10 protein-coding genes, 1 tRNA gene and 1 CRISPR repeat array are annotated in these 15702 nt (G+C 33.5%); of the genes, 7 read left to right on the forward strand and 4 right to left on the reverse strand.

Annotated elements, in window-relative coordinates:
• Positions 1–7: 7 nt before the first annotated feature.
• From V0410_RS01505 to V0410_RS01520, 4 genes are all read left to right on the forward strand, one after another.
• Positions 8–679 carry a hypothetical protein gene (locus V0410_RS01505; protein WP_227941541.1) on the forward strand — a complete coding sequence of 224 codons (672 nt, stop codon included), beginning with the start codon at positions 8–10 and terminating at the stop codon, positions 677–679.
• Between the two features lie 316 nt (positions 680–995).
• A complete protein-coding gene (locus V0410_RS01510; RefSeq protein ID WP_330746024.1) occupies positions 996–1490 on the forward strand; it encodes a hypothetical protein in 495 nt (164 codons plus the stop codon).
• A gap of 197 nt (positions 1491–1687) precedes the next feature.
• A tRNA-Ser gene (locus V0410_RS01515) sits at positions 1688–1772 on the forward strand.
• A gap of 294 nt (positions 1773–2066) precedes the next feature.
• Positions 2067–3440 carry a site-specific integrase gene (locus tag V0410_RS01520; protein ID WP_330746025.1) on the forward strand — a complete coding sequence of 458 codons (1374 nt, stop codon included), beginning with the start codon at positions 2067–2069 and terminating at the stop codon, positions 3438–3440.
• 51 nt (positions 3441–3491) lie between these two features.
• On the opposite strand, the gene V0410_RS01525 is transcribed toward V0410_RS01520, so the two are convergent.
• Both V0410_RS01525 and V0410_RS01530 read right to left on the reverse strand, forming a co-directional pair.
• Positions 3492–3794 carry a hypothetical protein gene (locus V0410_RS01525; protein WP_227941664.1) on the reverse strand — a complete coding sequence of 101 codons (303 nt, stop codon included), beginning with the start codon at positions 3792–3794 and terminating at the stop codon, positions 3492–3494.
• Positions 3781–4053, reverse strand: a complete 273-nt coding sequence (locus V0410_RS01530) for a helix-turn-helix domain-containing protein (RefSeq protein ID WP_227941663.1) — start codon at positions 4051–4053, stop codon at positions 3781–3783. Before V0410_RS01530 ends, V0410_RS01525 begins: the two co-directional genes overlap by 14 nt.
• Positions 4054–4454: 401 nt before the next feature.
• Here V0410_RS01530 and cas9 point away from each other — a divergent pair, with 401 nt between their 5' ends.
• The 3 genes from cas9 to cas2 are packed head-to-tail and all read left to right on the forward strand — an operon-like array spanning position 4455 to position 10008.
• Positions 4455–8777 carry a type II CRISPR RNA-guided endonuclease Cas9 gene (gene cas9 / locus V0410_RS01535; protein WP_330746026.1) on the forward strand — a complete coding sequence of 1441 codons (4323 nt, stop codon included), beginning with the start codon at positions 4455–4457 and terminating at the stop codon, positions 8775–8777.
• A 2-nt stretch (positions 8778–8779) separates the two neighbouring features.
• Complete coding sequence (cas1, locus tag V0410_RS01540) at positions 8780–9673, forward strand: type II CRISPR-associated endonuclease Cas1 (protein ID WP_330746027.1); 894 nt, start codon at positions 8780–8782, stop codon at positions 9671–9673.
• Positions 9670–10008, forward strand: coding sequence for a CRISPR-associated endonuclease Cas2 (cas2, locus tag V0410_RS01545; RefSeq protein WP_007842732.1), 339 nt, complete (start codon positions 9670–9672; stop codon positions 10006–10008). Before cas1 ends, cas2 begins: the two co-directional genes overlap by 4 nt.
• A gap of 57 nt (positions 10009–10065) precedes the next feature.
• A CRISPR array of direct repeats spans positions 10066–12654; the repeat unit is 47 nt; unit sequence GCTGTGACTAATCACGAAGATAATAATTTTTGAAAGCAATTCACAAC.
• 1616 nt (positions 12655–14270) lie between these two features.
• Here the strand turns inward: cas2 and V0410_RS01550 are convergent.
• Together V0410_RS01550 and V0410_RS01555 are read right to left on the reverse strand one after the other, a co-directional pair.
• Complete coding sequence (locus tag V0410_RS01550; protein ID WP_330746028.1) at positions 14271–14588, reverse strand: DUF6922 domain-containing protein; 318 nt, start codon at positions 14586–14588, stop codon at positions 14271–14273.
• 37 nt (positions 14589–14625) lie between these two features.
• A complete protein-coding gene (locus V0410_RS01555; protein WP_227941659.1) occupies positions 14626–15306 on the reverse strand; it encodes a nucleotidyl transferase AbiEii/AbiGii toxin family protein in 681 nt (226 codons plus the stop codon).
• Positions 15307–15702: the final 396 nt, after the last annotated feature.

Consider the following 15702-nt stretch of genomic DNA (forward strand, 5'->3'; position numbering starts at 1 on the left):
ATATTATATGGAAAAATATAAAGTAGATTTTGGTGAAACATCTCATTTTAAAGGAATAACGATTTCTTATGATCACATTGAGGAAGGTCTGGACTTTGCCCAAAAAAATAATATTAATGAGGTATGTATATCGACTGATGATATTGATACAAAACAAGTGGTAAATTTTGATTTTTTAAAGGGAAGGAATTTTATTACAACTTTTCATTGGCTGGTTCCCTTAGCTAAAAAATCTAACATTACAGGTTTGTATAATTTGTCAGGATTGGAAGATTTCCGTTGGAGTGCTGGTACAGATTTTAATCTTGATTTATCAAAGATACCTAATTTGAAAATTCTTAACATTGGCTACTATAAAGGTTTAGAAGGTTGGGAAAACTTAAAGTCACTAAATCGTTTATTAATTGGAAATGTAAAAACTGAGGATTTATCTTTTCTAAGCGAAACTGTTAACTTAGAATTTTTGCGTATCATACGGGGAACTTTTATCTCTGTTAAAGGAATTGAAAAGTGTAGTAAATTAAAAACAGTATTTATTCAAAGTTGTAATTCTTTAATTCATGTAAAAGAAACCATTAAGCAAATGAAGAGTATTGAAAATTTGCTTTTAGAAAAATGTAAAAATGTAGACCTGGAAGGAATTGAGTTGTTAGGATTAAAAAATATCTCAGTTATTTAATTTATAGATACGATAAAAGATAAAATTCAGGCTCTGCAAATTTTATATTCCACAAGAATTTGATAAATAATTTGGATAAAGTAAAATTAGACAAGAAGCCTTAGACATTATAAAGAAACATCATGATTCACATGATAATGGCTTGGCAATATCTTTTGAAAGTTGGTATCTCAATTGTCTTGAAGAGGTTAGTTGGTGACAGGAGAATTGATTGAATTTAAAGTCATTATAAAAACAAGTATTGTAAAGTTTATTAAATCATTAGAATAACACCTACTGTATAAACTATGTAATCCAAATCCAATTCAAATATATTATGAAAAAAATATTCTCTGAACTTAAAGGTTTCGTGATATTCAGTCCACAGCTTTTAGCGCAGTATCTGCAGGATCATGATCTTCCAGGTACTAATATTTTAAAATATTTCGTAGAAAATGAACATGGCGATGAAATAACGAAGTCGGGAATCGCTATTCCGATAATAGGGGTAGAAGAAGATTATTATGCATTCCGGGTTTCTGTGAATGATGAAAAGATTCTGAATGACGAAGAAGTAGAGGTAGAATCAAAAGGCTGGATATTTCAGACGGCGAATAATGAAGTAAAAATTGTCGGCATTGGATATCTGAAAGATATCGCTGCCATCAGTGAAGAAAACAGTGTCACGCTTTCTCTTGAAAACGGATGGTATTCCTTAAAAATAAGGGGTGGAAATAAAAATGGTGAAAGATTATTTGAACTGAATATGCAGAAACAGGACATGCATCCTACTTTTAGTGGAGATATTACCACCGAATATTACTACGGATAGTATTTAAAGCTTGATACTTCCTGTTTAAGGATAAATAGCTGATGGTGAGTTCTTAATGTTCGTGTTTGATAAACTTGTAAAAATAGAGTTTTCTGCAAAGTTGCAGAAATACGAATTTTATTGAAAAAATATTTTGTCAGTAATAAAAAACTTTCTATATTTGCACCACTGAAAACAACGGTACTACCGGAGTTTAAGGAGAGTTGGCAGAGTGGTCGATTGCGGCAGTCTTGAAAACTGTTGACTGTAACAGGTCCGGGGGTTCGAATCCCTCACTCTCCGCAAGATGTAAAAACGTAAGTTTTCAAAAAGCATCAAAAAATATTTAAATCCTGCAAAATCAATGATTTGCAGGATTTTTTATTTATTGCAATTGCTGTAATTTTCAAAAATACTCCAAAAGTTTGTGGCAATTGTGTGGCAATTTTTAAATTGATTGAAAATTGCCATAGAAAGCAGACTTAAAAAGCTGTAAAAATGCATTTAAACAATGTGTAATGAACACGTTGCAAATCTAAACATCTTGATTCGAGGAACTTTTAGTTTGACATTTATAACCTTAAAAAATGTTGAATTATGTTAGTAGAACAAAGCTATGGGCTCACTTTCTTTTTAAAGAGCTCAAAAAATGAAAAGGTCCGCCATATTTATGTGCGGATAACTGTAGATGGTATTCCAAAAGAAACCTCTACGAAAAGAAAATGGTATCCCAACCGATGGGATCAGAAAGAAGGCAAAGCTGTGGGTACGAAAGAAGATGCAAAGATTATTAACCTTTTCCTGGAATCTTTAATGACTAAGATTAACAGCCACAGAACTGAGCTTATGAATAATGGTATTCCCATTACCTCAATTGATCTTATAAACTTCGTAAACGGAAAATATAAACCTAGAAATAAGGTGCTTGAAGAATTTCAGGAACATAATGATGAGATGGGTAAATTGGTAGAGACCGGAGAATATGCCAAAGGAACACATGACCGTTATATCACCGCAAGGTCCCATGTTCAAGAATTTATCAATTATCAATATAATAAAGAAGACATAGAGTTCAGAACATTGAATTATGAGTTTGTAAAGGATTATGATTTGTACTTAAAAACAGTAAGGAAATGTTCTAACAATACTTCATTGAAGTATATTAGCAATTTTAAGAAAATAGTATTAAGAGCTGTTGCAAAAGAAATTATTCCTAAAGATCCGTTTAAGCTATTTATTGGAAAGAAAACCAAGGTTAAAAAGAAGCCGCTGACAAAAGCTGAACTAAAACGAATTGAAGAAAAAGAATTTAGCTCAGAAAGGTTGTCGGTAGTACGGGACATTTTTGTTTTTCAGTGTTACACAGGATTGTCCTATATAGATGCTTTCCAACTCAAATGGGAAGATATTAAAGAAGCTAATGATGGAAGTGCCTGGATTATGTCCAGCAGGCAAAAATCAAAATCTGACACTGATATCCCACTCTTGCCTAAAGCGTTGGAAATTATATCGAAATATAAAGATGATCCATTATGCATAAAAAGAAGCACCGTACTGCCTGGTCGCTCAAATCAGAAAATGAATGAATATCTAAAGGAGATAGCGGTTTTATGTAATGTTAATGTAATACTTAATACTCATAAAGCACGACGTACCTTTGCCAGTACGGTTACTTTAAACAACGGTGTATCAATACACGTTGTTAAAGAAATGCTGGGTCATCATTCAGTGAAACAGACAGAGGATTATGCAATCACTGAACAGGAATCAATTGCTAGAGAAATGAAAGATCTTGAAGCCAAGCTAAGAGGTAACAATAATTTCAATAGGGATTTGGTTAAACTTCTCGAACAGCTCGAAGAAGAATTCCATGATTTAAAAAACACTCGGAACGCTTATTCAGAGCTTTCTCTTGCTGAGAGATGTAATGCTTTTGAAAATATGCTCATTAGGGCAAAGGCTATTATTTAATAGAAACAATCCCCGCAATGCATAAAGTTTTGAGGGGATTGTTTTTCTGTCTCAGCTTTTCTGTATAGACAGAATTTCTACTGTGCTGCGATAATCTGGATGATAAGATGGAATGTATTTAATGTATCCAAACTGCTGAAGTTGCTTAAAATATTTATGATAACTGGTTATTGTAGTGATATGCGAAAACTCCATAAGCTTCCTCCTGCTCACTCTGATAATCCATTTTTCATTTTGCTTGCAAGCAAGGCGGGCAATTGCAGTTAACAAAGCAATATGCCAAACATTCAATTTTGGATCACTTTGAATTTCATCAAGGAAATCAAACCAGTATTGTATATCATTCCTTTTCATAATCAAATAGATGTTGAAGGTCTTCACAATTGTAATAATACGAGCCCAATAATTTCTTGAATCGAATTTTGCCAGTGATCCTGAGGTTTTGTAATGTCGAAGCAGAAATATTCAGTTTTCTGCGAATTACCTTACTCCGCATCCAGCCAAATTCTTCATCCTCTCTTGAATTAGCTAGCTTAGATTTTAGTAGGTTCTCAATATCCGAAACTATTAGGTTTCTCAATGCTGTTAAATCATTTTTCGTTATTGTATCCATTTTTATAAATTTTGATTTAATTCAAAATTTAAACTTTGGACTTACAGATATCCTAAAAGAGGAAGTCACAGGCATAATTTTTCTTTGTATTTCTTATTGCCTGTGCAGGAAATTTAGAAAAGTGAGCTTTAAGTAGTCATGGAAGAACAATTCTCGAACCATTTTGTTGAAGATTTAAATAATCTTAAAGGTTTGATGTATTAAAGATGATAATTCTAATAAAAATGCCCCGAAGGTAGTCGAGGCGCTAAATGTTTTCACAACGGAATAATCCTTATTGTGAATTGCTTTCAAAATTATTGATACAAATATAAAAGAAAAAAAATAACTGCATTTATGGGAATCCATAATTTGAATATCTTTTTTATTACTATTTTTATGTGGTATCAAAATTAATAGCGATGAAAAATATACTTGGACTGGACTTGGGAACAAACTCTATTGGGTGGGCTTTAGTAAAACAGGATTTTGAAAACAAACAAGGTGAAATTCTTGGAATGGGGACCAGGATAATTCCGATGTCTCAAGATATTTTGGGCGATTTTGGTAAAGGGAATTCTGTTTCGCAAACTGCGGAACGTACAAAATACAGAAGTGTAAGAAGATTACGTGAACGATTTCTTCTACGAAGGGAGAGGCTTCACAGGGTTTTAAACATTTTGAATTCCCTTCCAGAACACTATGCTTCACAGATTGATTTTGAAAAACGATTTGGGAAGTTCAAAGTTGAAACTGAACCAAAATTGGCCTGGAAAAATATTGAAGGACAGTTTTCATTTCTGTTCCAAAACTCTTTCAACGAGATGCTTGAAGATTTTAAAACGAACGGACAGGATTTAAGAATACCGTACGACTGGACGATTTATTATCTCCGTAAAAAGGCACTTTCTCAAAAAATTGAAAAAGAGGAGTTGGCCTGGATTCTTTTGAATTTTAACCAAAAACGTGGATATTATCAATTGCGTGGGGAAGAAGAGGAAGAAAATCCTAATAAACTTGTTGAATTTTATTCTTTAAAAGTTGTGGATGTTCTAGCAGACGAGCTACAAAAAAGCAAATCAGATATATGGTATTCTTTGGTTTTAGAAAATGGATGGATTTACAGAAGAGCAAGCAAAATATCCTTGTTCGATTGGAAAGATAAAACAAGAGATTTTATTGTAACAACTGATTTGAACGATGACGGAAGCGTTAAAACAGACAAAGACGGAAATGAAAAAAGAAGTTTCCGGGCACCGGGTGAGAACGATTGGACTTTGGTAAAAAAGAAAACCGAGCAGGAAATCGAGCAGTCTCATAAAACCGTTGGAATGTATATATATGAAACGCTTCTTGCGAATCCTAAACAAAAAATCAAAGGAAAACTAGTTCGTACGATTGAAAGAAAATTTTACAAAGAAGAGCTTAGACAGATATTAGAGAAACAAAAGGAGTTTCATCAGGAATTACAAAATGATGACTTATATAATGATTGCATTCGTGAGTTGTACAGAAATAATGAAGCCCATCAACTGACTTTAAGTAAAAAAGATTTTGTACATCTTTTTATGGAGGATATTGTTTTCTACCAAAGACCGTTGAGAAGTCAGAAGTCTTCTATTTCCAACTGTACTTTGGAATTCAGAAAATACAAAGATGAAAATGGAGCAGAACATACACAATATTTAAAAGCCATTCCAAAATCGAATCCATATTATCAGGAGTTTCGTCTCTGGCAATGGATTTTTAATCTTAATCTATATAAAAAAGATAATGATGAAAACGTTATCAAAGAATTTTTAACCACTACCCAGGATATCGAAAATCTGTTTGAGTTTTTAGATAACAGAAAAGAAATTGATCAAAAAGCTCTATTGAAACATTTTAAGCTCAATGAGAAAACACATCGTTGGAATTTTGTAGAGGATAAAAAATACCCCTGCAATGAAACGAAGACGATGATTTCAACTCGATTGGAAAAAGTAGAAAATATTTCCGATGATTTTCTGACCAGGGAAATCGAACAACAGATTTGGCATATTATCTATTCTGTCAATGATAAAATAGAATACGAAAAAGCCTTAAAAACCTTTGCATCAAAACATCATCTAGACGAAAGTTCTTTTTTCGAGGCTTTCAGAAAATTTCCACCATTTAAAAGCGAATATGGTTCCTATTCGGAAAAAGCAATTAAGAAATTGTTGCCTATAATGCGATTGGGCAAATATTGGGATTATGCCAATATTGATAAGTCTTCAAAAGACAGGATTAAGAAGATCATTAATGGAGAATATGATGAAAATATAAAAGATAAGGTAAGAGAAAAGGCAGTCCATCTTACGAATGAAAATGATTTCCAGGGTTTACAATTGTGGCTGGCTCAATATATTGTATATGGAAGACATTCGGAAGCATCAATAACAGGGAAATGGAATTCAGCTGATGATTTGGAAGAATTTTTAAAAGATTTTAAACACCACTCGCTTCGCAATCCAATTGTAGAGCAGGTCATTACTGAGACTTTACGTGTTGTGAAAGATATTTGGCTAAAATACGGAAAAGGAGCAAAAGACTTCTTCAATGAAATTCATATAGAGTTGGGAAGGGAAATGAAACTTCCGGCTGAAGATAGAAAGAAACTTACGAGCCAAATTATTGAAAATGAAAATACGAATCTCCGCATCAAAGCTCTATTAGCTGAAATGATGAATGATCATGCTGTAGAAAATGTTCGTCCGTTTTCATCCCAGCAACAAGAAATTCTGAAAATTTATGAGGACGGTGTTTTAAATTCAGGCATTGAAATTGAAGATGAATATTTAAAAATAAGCAAAACGGCGCAACCTTCTCCTTCAGATTTAAAACGGTATAAACTTTGGCTGGAACAGAAATACAAATCGCCTTATACCGGGCAAATGATTCCACTAAATAAATTGTTTACGCCAGAATATGAAATTGAACATATTATCCCACAAAGTCGATACTTTGATGATAGTTTTAGTAATAAAATTATTTGTGAATCGGCAGTTAACAAATTGAAGGATAATTATATCGGACTTGGATTTATTAAGCAGTTTGGAGGAACTATTATTGAACTTGGTTTGGGTAAAAGCGTGAAGGTTTTTGATATTGATCAATACGAAGATTTTGTTAAGAAGCACTACGCTAATAACCGAAGTAAAAGAAATAAACTTCTTTTAGAAGATATTCCTGAAAAAATGATTGAACGTCAGATCAATGATACTCGTTATATCAGTAAATATATTTCCGGTATACTTTCTAATATTGTTCGCTTAGAAGATGGTTCGGATGAAGGAGTAAATTCTAAAAACATTGTTCCCGGAAATGGAAAAATTACTACCCAATTGAAAAAGGACTGGGGGCTGAATGATGTTTGGAATGACTTGATTTTACCCCGTTTTAAAAGAATGAATCAGTTGACCAATTCGACGGATTTTACCGCCTGGAACGAAAATTTTCAAAAGTTTTTGCCGACCGTTCCAATTGAGTATTCGAAAGGTTTTTCTAAAAAAAGGATCGACCATCGTCATCATGCTCTAGACGCTTTGGTAATTGCTTGTGCTACAAAGGATCACGTAAATTTATTAAATAATCAATCGGCAAAATCGGAAACCAAACGCTATGATTTGAAAAAGAAATTAATGAAGTTTGAAAGAGTTGTTTATTTCCATACGCAAACAGGGGAGAAGATCGAAAGAGAAGTGCCAAAACAATTTTTAAAACCCTGGAAAAATTTTACTGTTGATGCTATGCATAATTTGGAAACGGTTATTGTAAGTTTTAAACAAAACCTTAGGGTCATTAATAAAGCAACGAATTATTACGAAAAATATGTAGAGAAAGATGGTGTAAGAAATAAGACAAGAATAAAGCAAAAGGGAATAAATTGGGCGATTAGAAAACCAATGCATAAAGATACGGTTTCCGGTAAAGTAGATTTACCTTGGGTAAAAGTCCCAAAAGGAAAAATTTTAACAGCGACGAGGAAAAGCCTTGATGCTTCATTCGATTTAAAATCAATAGGCTCCATTACTGATACAGGGATTCAGAAAATTCTCAAAAATTATTTAATTCTTAAAGACGGAAACCCTGAATTGGCTTTTTCACCCGAAGGAATTGAAGATTTGAATAAAAGTATTGAGAAGTACAATGATGGTAAACCTCATCAACCCATCAATAAAGTAAGGGTTTTTGAACTGGGTAGTAAATTTCAGGTAGGACAAGCCGGGAATAAAAAAGATAAATATGTAGAAGCCGCAAAAGGAACCAATTTGTTTTTTGCAGTACACGAAGATAAAAACGGCAAGAGAAGCTATGAAACCATTCCTTTGAATGAGGTGATTGAAAGGCAAAAGCAAGATTTACCTGTGGTTGATTTAAGAAGTACAAATGATTTCTATTTATGCCCGAATGATTTGGTTTATATTCTATCTGATGATGAGCGGGGTAATATGACAAATAACGATTTTGAAAGCCTTTCTGACGAACAAGTTAAAAGGATATATAAATTTGTTAGTTGTACAGGAGGTGAGGGGCATTTTATTCCTTACGCAAATGCGACAGAAATAATAAAAAATGAAAATGGTACAAATAGTAAAAGTGAGAGGATGCAGAATTTCTATGATGGTAGTTGTATGTTTGATAAAAACGGCAAGTCCATTATGATAAAAGAAAACTGTGTAAAACTTAAAGTCGACCGTCTAGGTAACATATCAAAGATATAATTATGATCACCCGTTCAATCTACATCGGTAGTCCCGCTTATCTCAAGCTGAAAGATGAGCAGATGAAAATTCTCTGTCCAGAAACCAAAACGGAAAAGAGAAGTATTCCTGTGGAAGATTTGGGCTTACTGATGTTGGATCATTATCAGATTATTATTTCCCATAATCTCATTCAGAAAATGATGGGAAATAACGTGGTGGTTATTAGTTGTGATGCGCATCATTTACCGCACGGAATTATGCTTCCACTGTATGGTCATACTGAACATTCCGACAGGGTAAAAGATCAGTTGGAAGCAAGTGAACCATTGAAAAAACAGCTTTGGAAACAGACCGTGGAATGTAAGATCGAAAATCAGAAAAATGTTCTGATGAAGTTGGGAAACTATTATGAACCAATGGTTGAATACCAAAGAAATGTAAAGTCTGGGGATGTAACCAATATGGAAGGTATTGCAGCTCAGCATTACTGGAAATATCTGATCAACCTTGATTTTTTGAGACAGCGTTTCGGAGAATCACCCAATCAGTTCTTTAATTTCGGATATGCGGTTCTTAGAAGTATTGTCGCCAGGGCTATTGTTGAGACAGGATTATTACCCGTACTGGGGATTTTTCATAAAAATAAATATAATCCTTACTGTCTTGCCGATGATCTAATGGAACCTTACCGGCCGTTTGTTGATTTACTGGTGATGCAGTGGCTGAAAATTCATCCTGATACGAAAGAACTGTCAAAAGAATTTAAAGCTCATATTCTGCAGATTGCAACCAAAGATGTGCGTATTGATGATAAAACAAGACCATTGCTGGTTGCTGTAAAAATGACGGCTTCGTCGCTTTACAAATGCTATACAGGAGAAAAAAGATTGATCTCTTATCCTGAACTGTTATGAACGCCGAAAGGTTTAACGCATACCGGATTATGTGGGTTTTAGTATTATATGATCTCCCGACTGAGACCAAAGCGAATATGAAAGATGCTAACCGCTTTCGGAAGGCACTCATTGATGATGGTTTCACCTTGTTCCAGTTTTCAATGTATGTACGCCATTGTCCGAGTCGGGAAAATGCTGAGGTTCATATTAAAAGAGTTAAATTTATGCTTCCAAAAGCCGGGAAAGTGGCCATTATGTGTATCACGGACAAACAATTTGGAGATATTGAAATCTTCTTTGCCAGGAATAAAGAAGAGCCACCTCCAACCTTTCAGCAGCTTGAATTATTCTAAATTTTAAATTCTAAATATAAAAATAATCTACTGAAAACCAGTAGATTATTTTTTGAGGCTGTGACTAATCACGAAGATAATAATTTTTGAAAGCAATTCACAACTGCTCTTATACGCCTCATAAGCCTTATTTTGCTGTGACTAATCACGAAGATAATAATTTTTGAAAGCAATTCACAACGCTGCTGTTATATATTCCCATTTGGAAAAAGCTGTGACTAATCACGAAGATAATAATTTTTGAAAGCAATTCACAACTGTACAGAACAACACCCGCCAATAGAATGAGCTGTGACTAATCACGAAGATAATAATTTTTGAAAGCAATTCACAACGCTCATTCCGTGATTGCAGAGCTGATTTCTGCTGTGACTAATCACGAAGATAATAATTTTTGAAAGCAATTCACAACAAAGGGTGGCCCGGATCCTACTACCACCGTGCTGTGACTAATCACGAAGATAATAATTTTTGAAAGCAATTCACAACGTAGTAGATTTTGATAGTATAAAAGCATAGGCTGTGACTAATCACGAAGATAATAATTTTTGAAAGCAATTCACAACCTACAGATCTCTCCCATTTTTCCTGCACACGCTGTGACTAATCACGAAGATAATAATTTTTGAAAGCAATTCACAACGTATGGGATCTCAGCCAATAAGCCAGCTCCGCTGTGACTAATCACGAAGATAATAATTTTTGAAAGCAATTCACAACTATTTGGTTTGTTTCCACATTTTACTGAGTGCTGTGACTAATCACGAAGATAATAATTTTTGAAAGCAATTCACAACTAGTTTGATGCACTCCTCAGGCTCCATAACGCTGTGACTAATCACGAAGATAATAATTTTTGAAAGCAATTCACAACTTATTACCCATAATTAATAATTTACAAAATGCTGTGACTAATCACGAAGATAATAATTTTTGAAAGCAATTCACAACAAGATCTCAGTAGCTCAACTAATTGCATAAGCTGTGACTAATCACGAAGATAATAATTTTTGAAAGCAATTCACAACAAGATCAATTAGTTTTAGACGTAGACGGTGGCTGTGACTAATCACGAAGATAATAATTTTTGAAAGCAATTCACAACGTAATATTGAAGTTTATCTAGCTTTATATCGCTGTGACTAATCGCGAAGATAATAATTTTTGAAAGCAATTCACAACGCCATGGGCTTTCATCTCTCATCTGGAAATGCTGTGACTAATCACGAAGATAATAATTTTTGAAAGCAATTCACAACCATCATAGCTATTGACTAACTCTTCATTGAGCTGTGACTAATCACGAAGATAATAATTTTTGAAAGCAATTCACAACAGTATTCAAGCTCAAAAACTTTTATTCTTAGCTGTGACTAATCACGAAGATAATAATTTTTGAAAGCAATTCACAACACTCTTGTGTCATAGGATTCAATTTAATGGGCTGTGACTAATCACGAAGATAATAATTTTTGAAAGCAATTCACAACCGTACTCTATGGCGTGGTACCAGTCAGGTAGCTGTGACTAATCACGAAGATAATAATTTTTGAAAGCAATTCACAACGGTACCAAGGGTGGAGCGGCGCACTAATTCGCTGTGACTAATCACGAAGATAATAATTTTTGAAAGCAATTCACAACGATCAGGAACAAGAACCCGTGTTTTATTATGCTGTGACTAATCACGAAGATAATAATTTTTGAAAGCAATTCACAACAAGACGGTTTATTTTTATAAATATTCTTTGGCTGTGACTAATCACGAAGATAATAATTTTTGAAAGCAATTCACAACCGGATGCAAGAACGGGACGACAGTTCGTGAGCTGTGACTAATCACGAAGATAATAATTTTTGAAAGCAATTCACAACAAGTATTCTTTTGACCATCCTCTAAAGGCTGCTGTGACTAATCACGAAGATAATAATTTTTGAAAGCAATTCACAACGTTCTGATTCTGGTGATAAAATGACATGGCGCTGTGACTAATCACGAAGATAATAATTTTTGAAAGCAATTCACAACTTGAAACTTGCATATCAATTTCAAGGCGTAGCTGTGACTAATCACGAAGATAATAATTTTTGAAAGCAATTCACAACGCAAATCGTATTCTATGCCATTTTTAACAGGCTGTGACTAATCACGAAGATAATAATTTTTGAAAGCAATTCACAACTTGAAACTTGCATATCAATTTCAAGGCGTAGCTGTGACTAATCACGAAGATAATAATTTTTGAAAGCAATTCACAACTTACAAATGGCTGGTCAGATCAGTGATGCGGCTGTGACTAATCACGAAGATAATAATTTTTGAAAGCAATTCACAACAGATGTTGATGCAGCCACCAAAGGAGAAGTGCTGTGACTAATCACGAAGATAATAATTTTTGAAAGCAATTCACAACAAGAATGGACCTTAAGAGAAGCTGAGAACAGCTGTGACTAATCACGAAGATAATAATTTTTGAAAGCAATTCACAACTAATATGGTTAATTGGTATCATGAGTAAAAGCTGTGACTAATCACGAAGATAATAATTTTTGAAAGCAATTCACAACATCAATATGGTTTAATGATCAAGGCATTAAGCTGTGACTAATCACGAAGATAATAATTTTTGAAAGCAATTCACAACATAGGCTTGATTTAATTGCCTCAATTTCGGGCTGTGACTAATCACGAAGATAATAATTTTGAAAGCAATTCACAACGTTCGTTAAATCATACCGGTTCCTGGCGATGCTGTGACTAATCACGAAGGTAATAATTTTTTGAAAGCAATTCACAACGTCGTTTTCGATTCGGATTAATCTCTTTTCGCTGTGACTAACCACGAAGGTAATAATTTTTGAAAGCAATTCACAACAACGAATTCGTTACGCAAAATATTTCCAATGCTGTGACTAATCACTAAGATAATAAAGATTGAATGCAATTCACAACAGTCCTCCGCATGGGGTCTTTGTGCTCTAAGCTGTGACTAATCACGAAGATAATATTTATTGAAAGCAATTTACAACTAAATCAAAAAGCTACACTTTGGTTAGTTTGCTGTGACTGATCACGAAGGTAATAATTTTGAAAGCGATTCACAACTACTGACTCGATTGCTTCTTTTCTTACTTCGTTGTGACTAATCAAAGGTGATAATTTTGAAAGCAATTCACAACTAAATCAAAAAGCTACACTTTGGTTAGTTTGCTGTGACTGGTCACGAAGGAATAATTTTTGAAGGCAATTCGCAACTGATAAACTGGTCTTCCGGAAGGTTGAAGAGCTGTGATTAATCACGAAGGTAATAATTTTGAAAGCAATTCACAACACATGGTCTCTTTTAGTTCAGTCCAGGTTTGCTGTGATTAATCACGGAGGTAATAATTTTTGAAAGCAATTCACAACGTTGTGTTTGTGATTTGAATCCGGTAAATGGCTGTGACTAATCACGAAGATAATAATTTATGAAGGCAATTCACAACTCCATGGAAAAACATGGAAGAAATAGAAAGAGCTGAGACTAATCACAAAGATAATAATTTTGAAAGCAGTTCACAATTGGGGTTAACAAACAATGGATGAAATGCCGGTTGTGACTAATCACGAAGATAGTAAATTTTGAAAGCAATTCACAACTGTATCGCCTGTAGGTGATAATAAAACACTGCTGTGACCAATCACTAAAGTAATAATTTTCGAAAGCAATTCACAACCATTTCCGTGAGAACTTCACTCAAAGGCACTTGTAACTAATCACTAAGGTAACAATTTTTTGAGAACAACTCACAGCCATGAGCCTCATTACTTCCGGGAATTAAATGCTGTGACTAATCACTAAGGTAATAATTTTTGAAAACAATTCACAGATAACTACTAATATGTTTCCCCATTGGTTTGGCTATGACTACAAGAAGATACTAATTCTCGAAAGCAATTCACAATTTATTTGATAGTCTAGGTTCATGATTGAAAGCTGTGATTAATCACTAAGGTAATGATTTTTGAAAGCAATTCACAACTTAACAGCACATATACCAATGAAACAAGCGCTGTGACTAATTACTAAGATAATAAATTTTGGAAGCAATTCATATCTATGCAATGTATCGTGAAAGGTTTTAGGCTGTTGTAAGTGGTTGGAAAGATAGTAATTTTTGCAATTCATAATCGTTTATCCATTACTATTGCCATTGTTATTTCCAATGTAGCTCCTTTCAATTATATTTTTGAGTTATGTCTCAAATAACTAGTTTCTTAGCTATATCCAATGATATGGTTTATCCTTACGATTGATATAGCAGTGCATATCCTCTTTTTTAAGTTCGGGGAAAAATTCTATAGCTTTATCAATTGCATAATTTGGAAGGAAATGGATTTCGTCACGAATTGCTTTGACTACTTTTTCGTAAGTATAAAATTCTACAATTCTATCAATGTCGTTTTGATTGCCACGTTCAACAATACGGGCAATAATTGACTTATAGGCTTTATCTAGATCCATCTCATCTAAATCAAAATCCCAAAAAAATGAAGGATCAATATCAAAACTTGGTCTTTTTTTATTTCCTGTTTCCATAGTATAAATTTACTGAATAATAGTGATATATAAAAGTTTAATGCTTGAATCCACGTCTCTTTTGTTTATTATTTTGCTCTTTGATTTCAGTAAATTTAAGTAATGGGTTATGTACTGACTTTTTTAATCTCTCCTCTATCTTTTGCCAGGTTATATCTTTACTTTTTATCATCTTTACTTGTACATTCCTATCGATATTGTCGTGATGTAGTAAACTTAATGCAGCAAGTGAGGGATTTCCTCCGTATTTTTTTTGATAAAAATCAAGATAAGTCTTAAGGGAATTATGTTCTAATAGAAAATGCATATCAACGAAATCTTTAATTCTGCTTCCATCTTGAAATATAGCGTGAAGTTTCATAGCGCCTATATCCTCAAGGGATGCCAGCCTAATGTCTTCTTTTGTTATTATTCTAGGTAATTGCCATGGATACTGATGGGCAAGGATATCGACCTTGATTTCAGATATTTTCAAAAGTAATGTGTTTTCAAATGTATTTTTAATTTCTACAGGATAGTTATTCGAAAGATAGTTTAGGACAGACTTCTCATTAAATGGTTTAGTTGTAAACAGATCAATATCAATACTTAAACGATGGCCAAGCATTAGACTGAGTGCGGTACCACCTACCAGGGTAAAGTCCTTTAGTCTTTCTTCTTTCATTAGTTTTTGAAGAAGTTCCCACATTTCCTTACTGACAGTTTCTTTATGTAGCATATTTCATTTTTCAGAAAATTAAATCTGCAAATGATGTATACCTTTACAATGGCGTTGCAAGGAACTATTTGGCTTTGATTATCAATGAAAGCTAAATTATCAGCCTTTTATTGATGGAGATATTAGTAAGTGGAATTACAATTTTTTTCTGTTGGCAGTTAGTATCTGCATAATGATACAGTCCACTTAAATTTTGACATAGTTTGTTCTTCTAATTGGCTCTTATAATTCTAAGAAGTCCACCTTTTAGTTGAATACCTTAAAATCTACAATATGTAGATGGCTTCATTTTGTATTTTTTTAAGATTAATGAAAACCCCTGCGTTATAAAAAGTAATGTTCCTAAAATTCTGTTTTAAGAAAGTATTAAAATGCGTATGATTTTACAACTATGTG

It is taken from the genome of Chryseobacterium sp. CP-77 (assembly GCF_036362765.1).
GTDB classification, from domain to species: domain Bacteria; phylum Bacteroidota; class Bacteroidia; order Flavobacteriales; family Weeksellaceae; genus Chryseobacterium; species Chryseobacterium cupriresistens.

What these genes read in the sequence shown, in the direction of transcription:
- V0410_RS01530 (WP_227941663.1), bottom strand. Translation starts at nt 4,053, where the DNA reads ATGGATACAATAACGAAAAATGATTTAACAGCATTGAGAAACCTAATA.
- V0410_RS01520 (WP_330746025.1), top strand. Translation starts at nt 2,067, where the DNA reads ATGTTAGTAGAACAAAGCTATGGGCTCACTTTCTTTTTAAAGAGCTCA.
- V0410_RS01510 (WP_330746024.1), top strand. Translation starts at nt 996, where the DNA reads ATGAAAAAAATATTCTCTGAACTTAAAGGTTTCGTGATATTCAGTCCA.
- V0410_RS01505 (WP_227941541.1), top strand. Translation starts at nt 8, where the DNA reads ATGGAAAAATATAAAGTAGATTTTGGTGAAACATCTCATTTTAAAGGA.
- V0410_RS01555 (WP_227941659.1), bottom strand. Translation starts at nt 15,306, where the DNA reads ATGCTACATAAAGAAACTGTCAGTAAGGAAATGTGGGAACTTCTTCAA.
- cas2 (WP_007842732.1), top strand. Translation starts at nt 9,670, where the DNA reads ATGAACGCCGAAAGGTTTAACGCATACCGGATTATGTGGGTTTTAGTA.
- V0410_RS01525 (WP_227941664.1), bottom strand. Translation starts at nt 3,794, where the DNA reads ATGAAAAGGAATGATATACAATACTGGTTTGATTTCCTTGATGAAATT.
- cas9 (WP_330746026.1), top strand. Translation starts at nt 4,455, where the DNA reads ATGAAAAATATACTTGGACTGGACTTGGGAACAAACTCTATTGGGTGG.
- V0410_RS01550 (WP_330746028.1), bottom strand. Translation starts at nt 14,588, where the DNA reads ATGGAAACAGGAAATAAAAAAAGACCAAGTTTTGATATTGATCCTTCA.
- cas1 (WP_330746027.1), top strand. Translation starts at nt 8,780, where the DNA reads ATGATCACCCGTTCAATCTACATCGGTAGTCCCGCTTATCTCAAGCTG.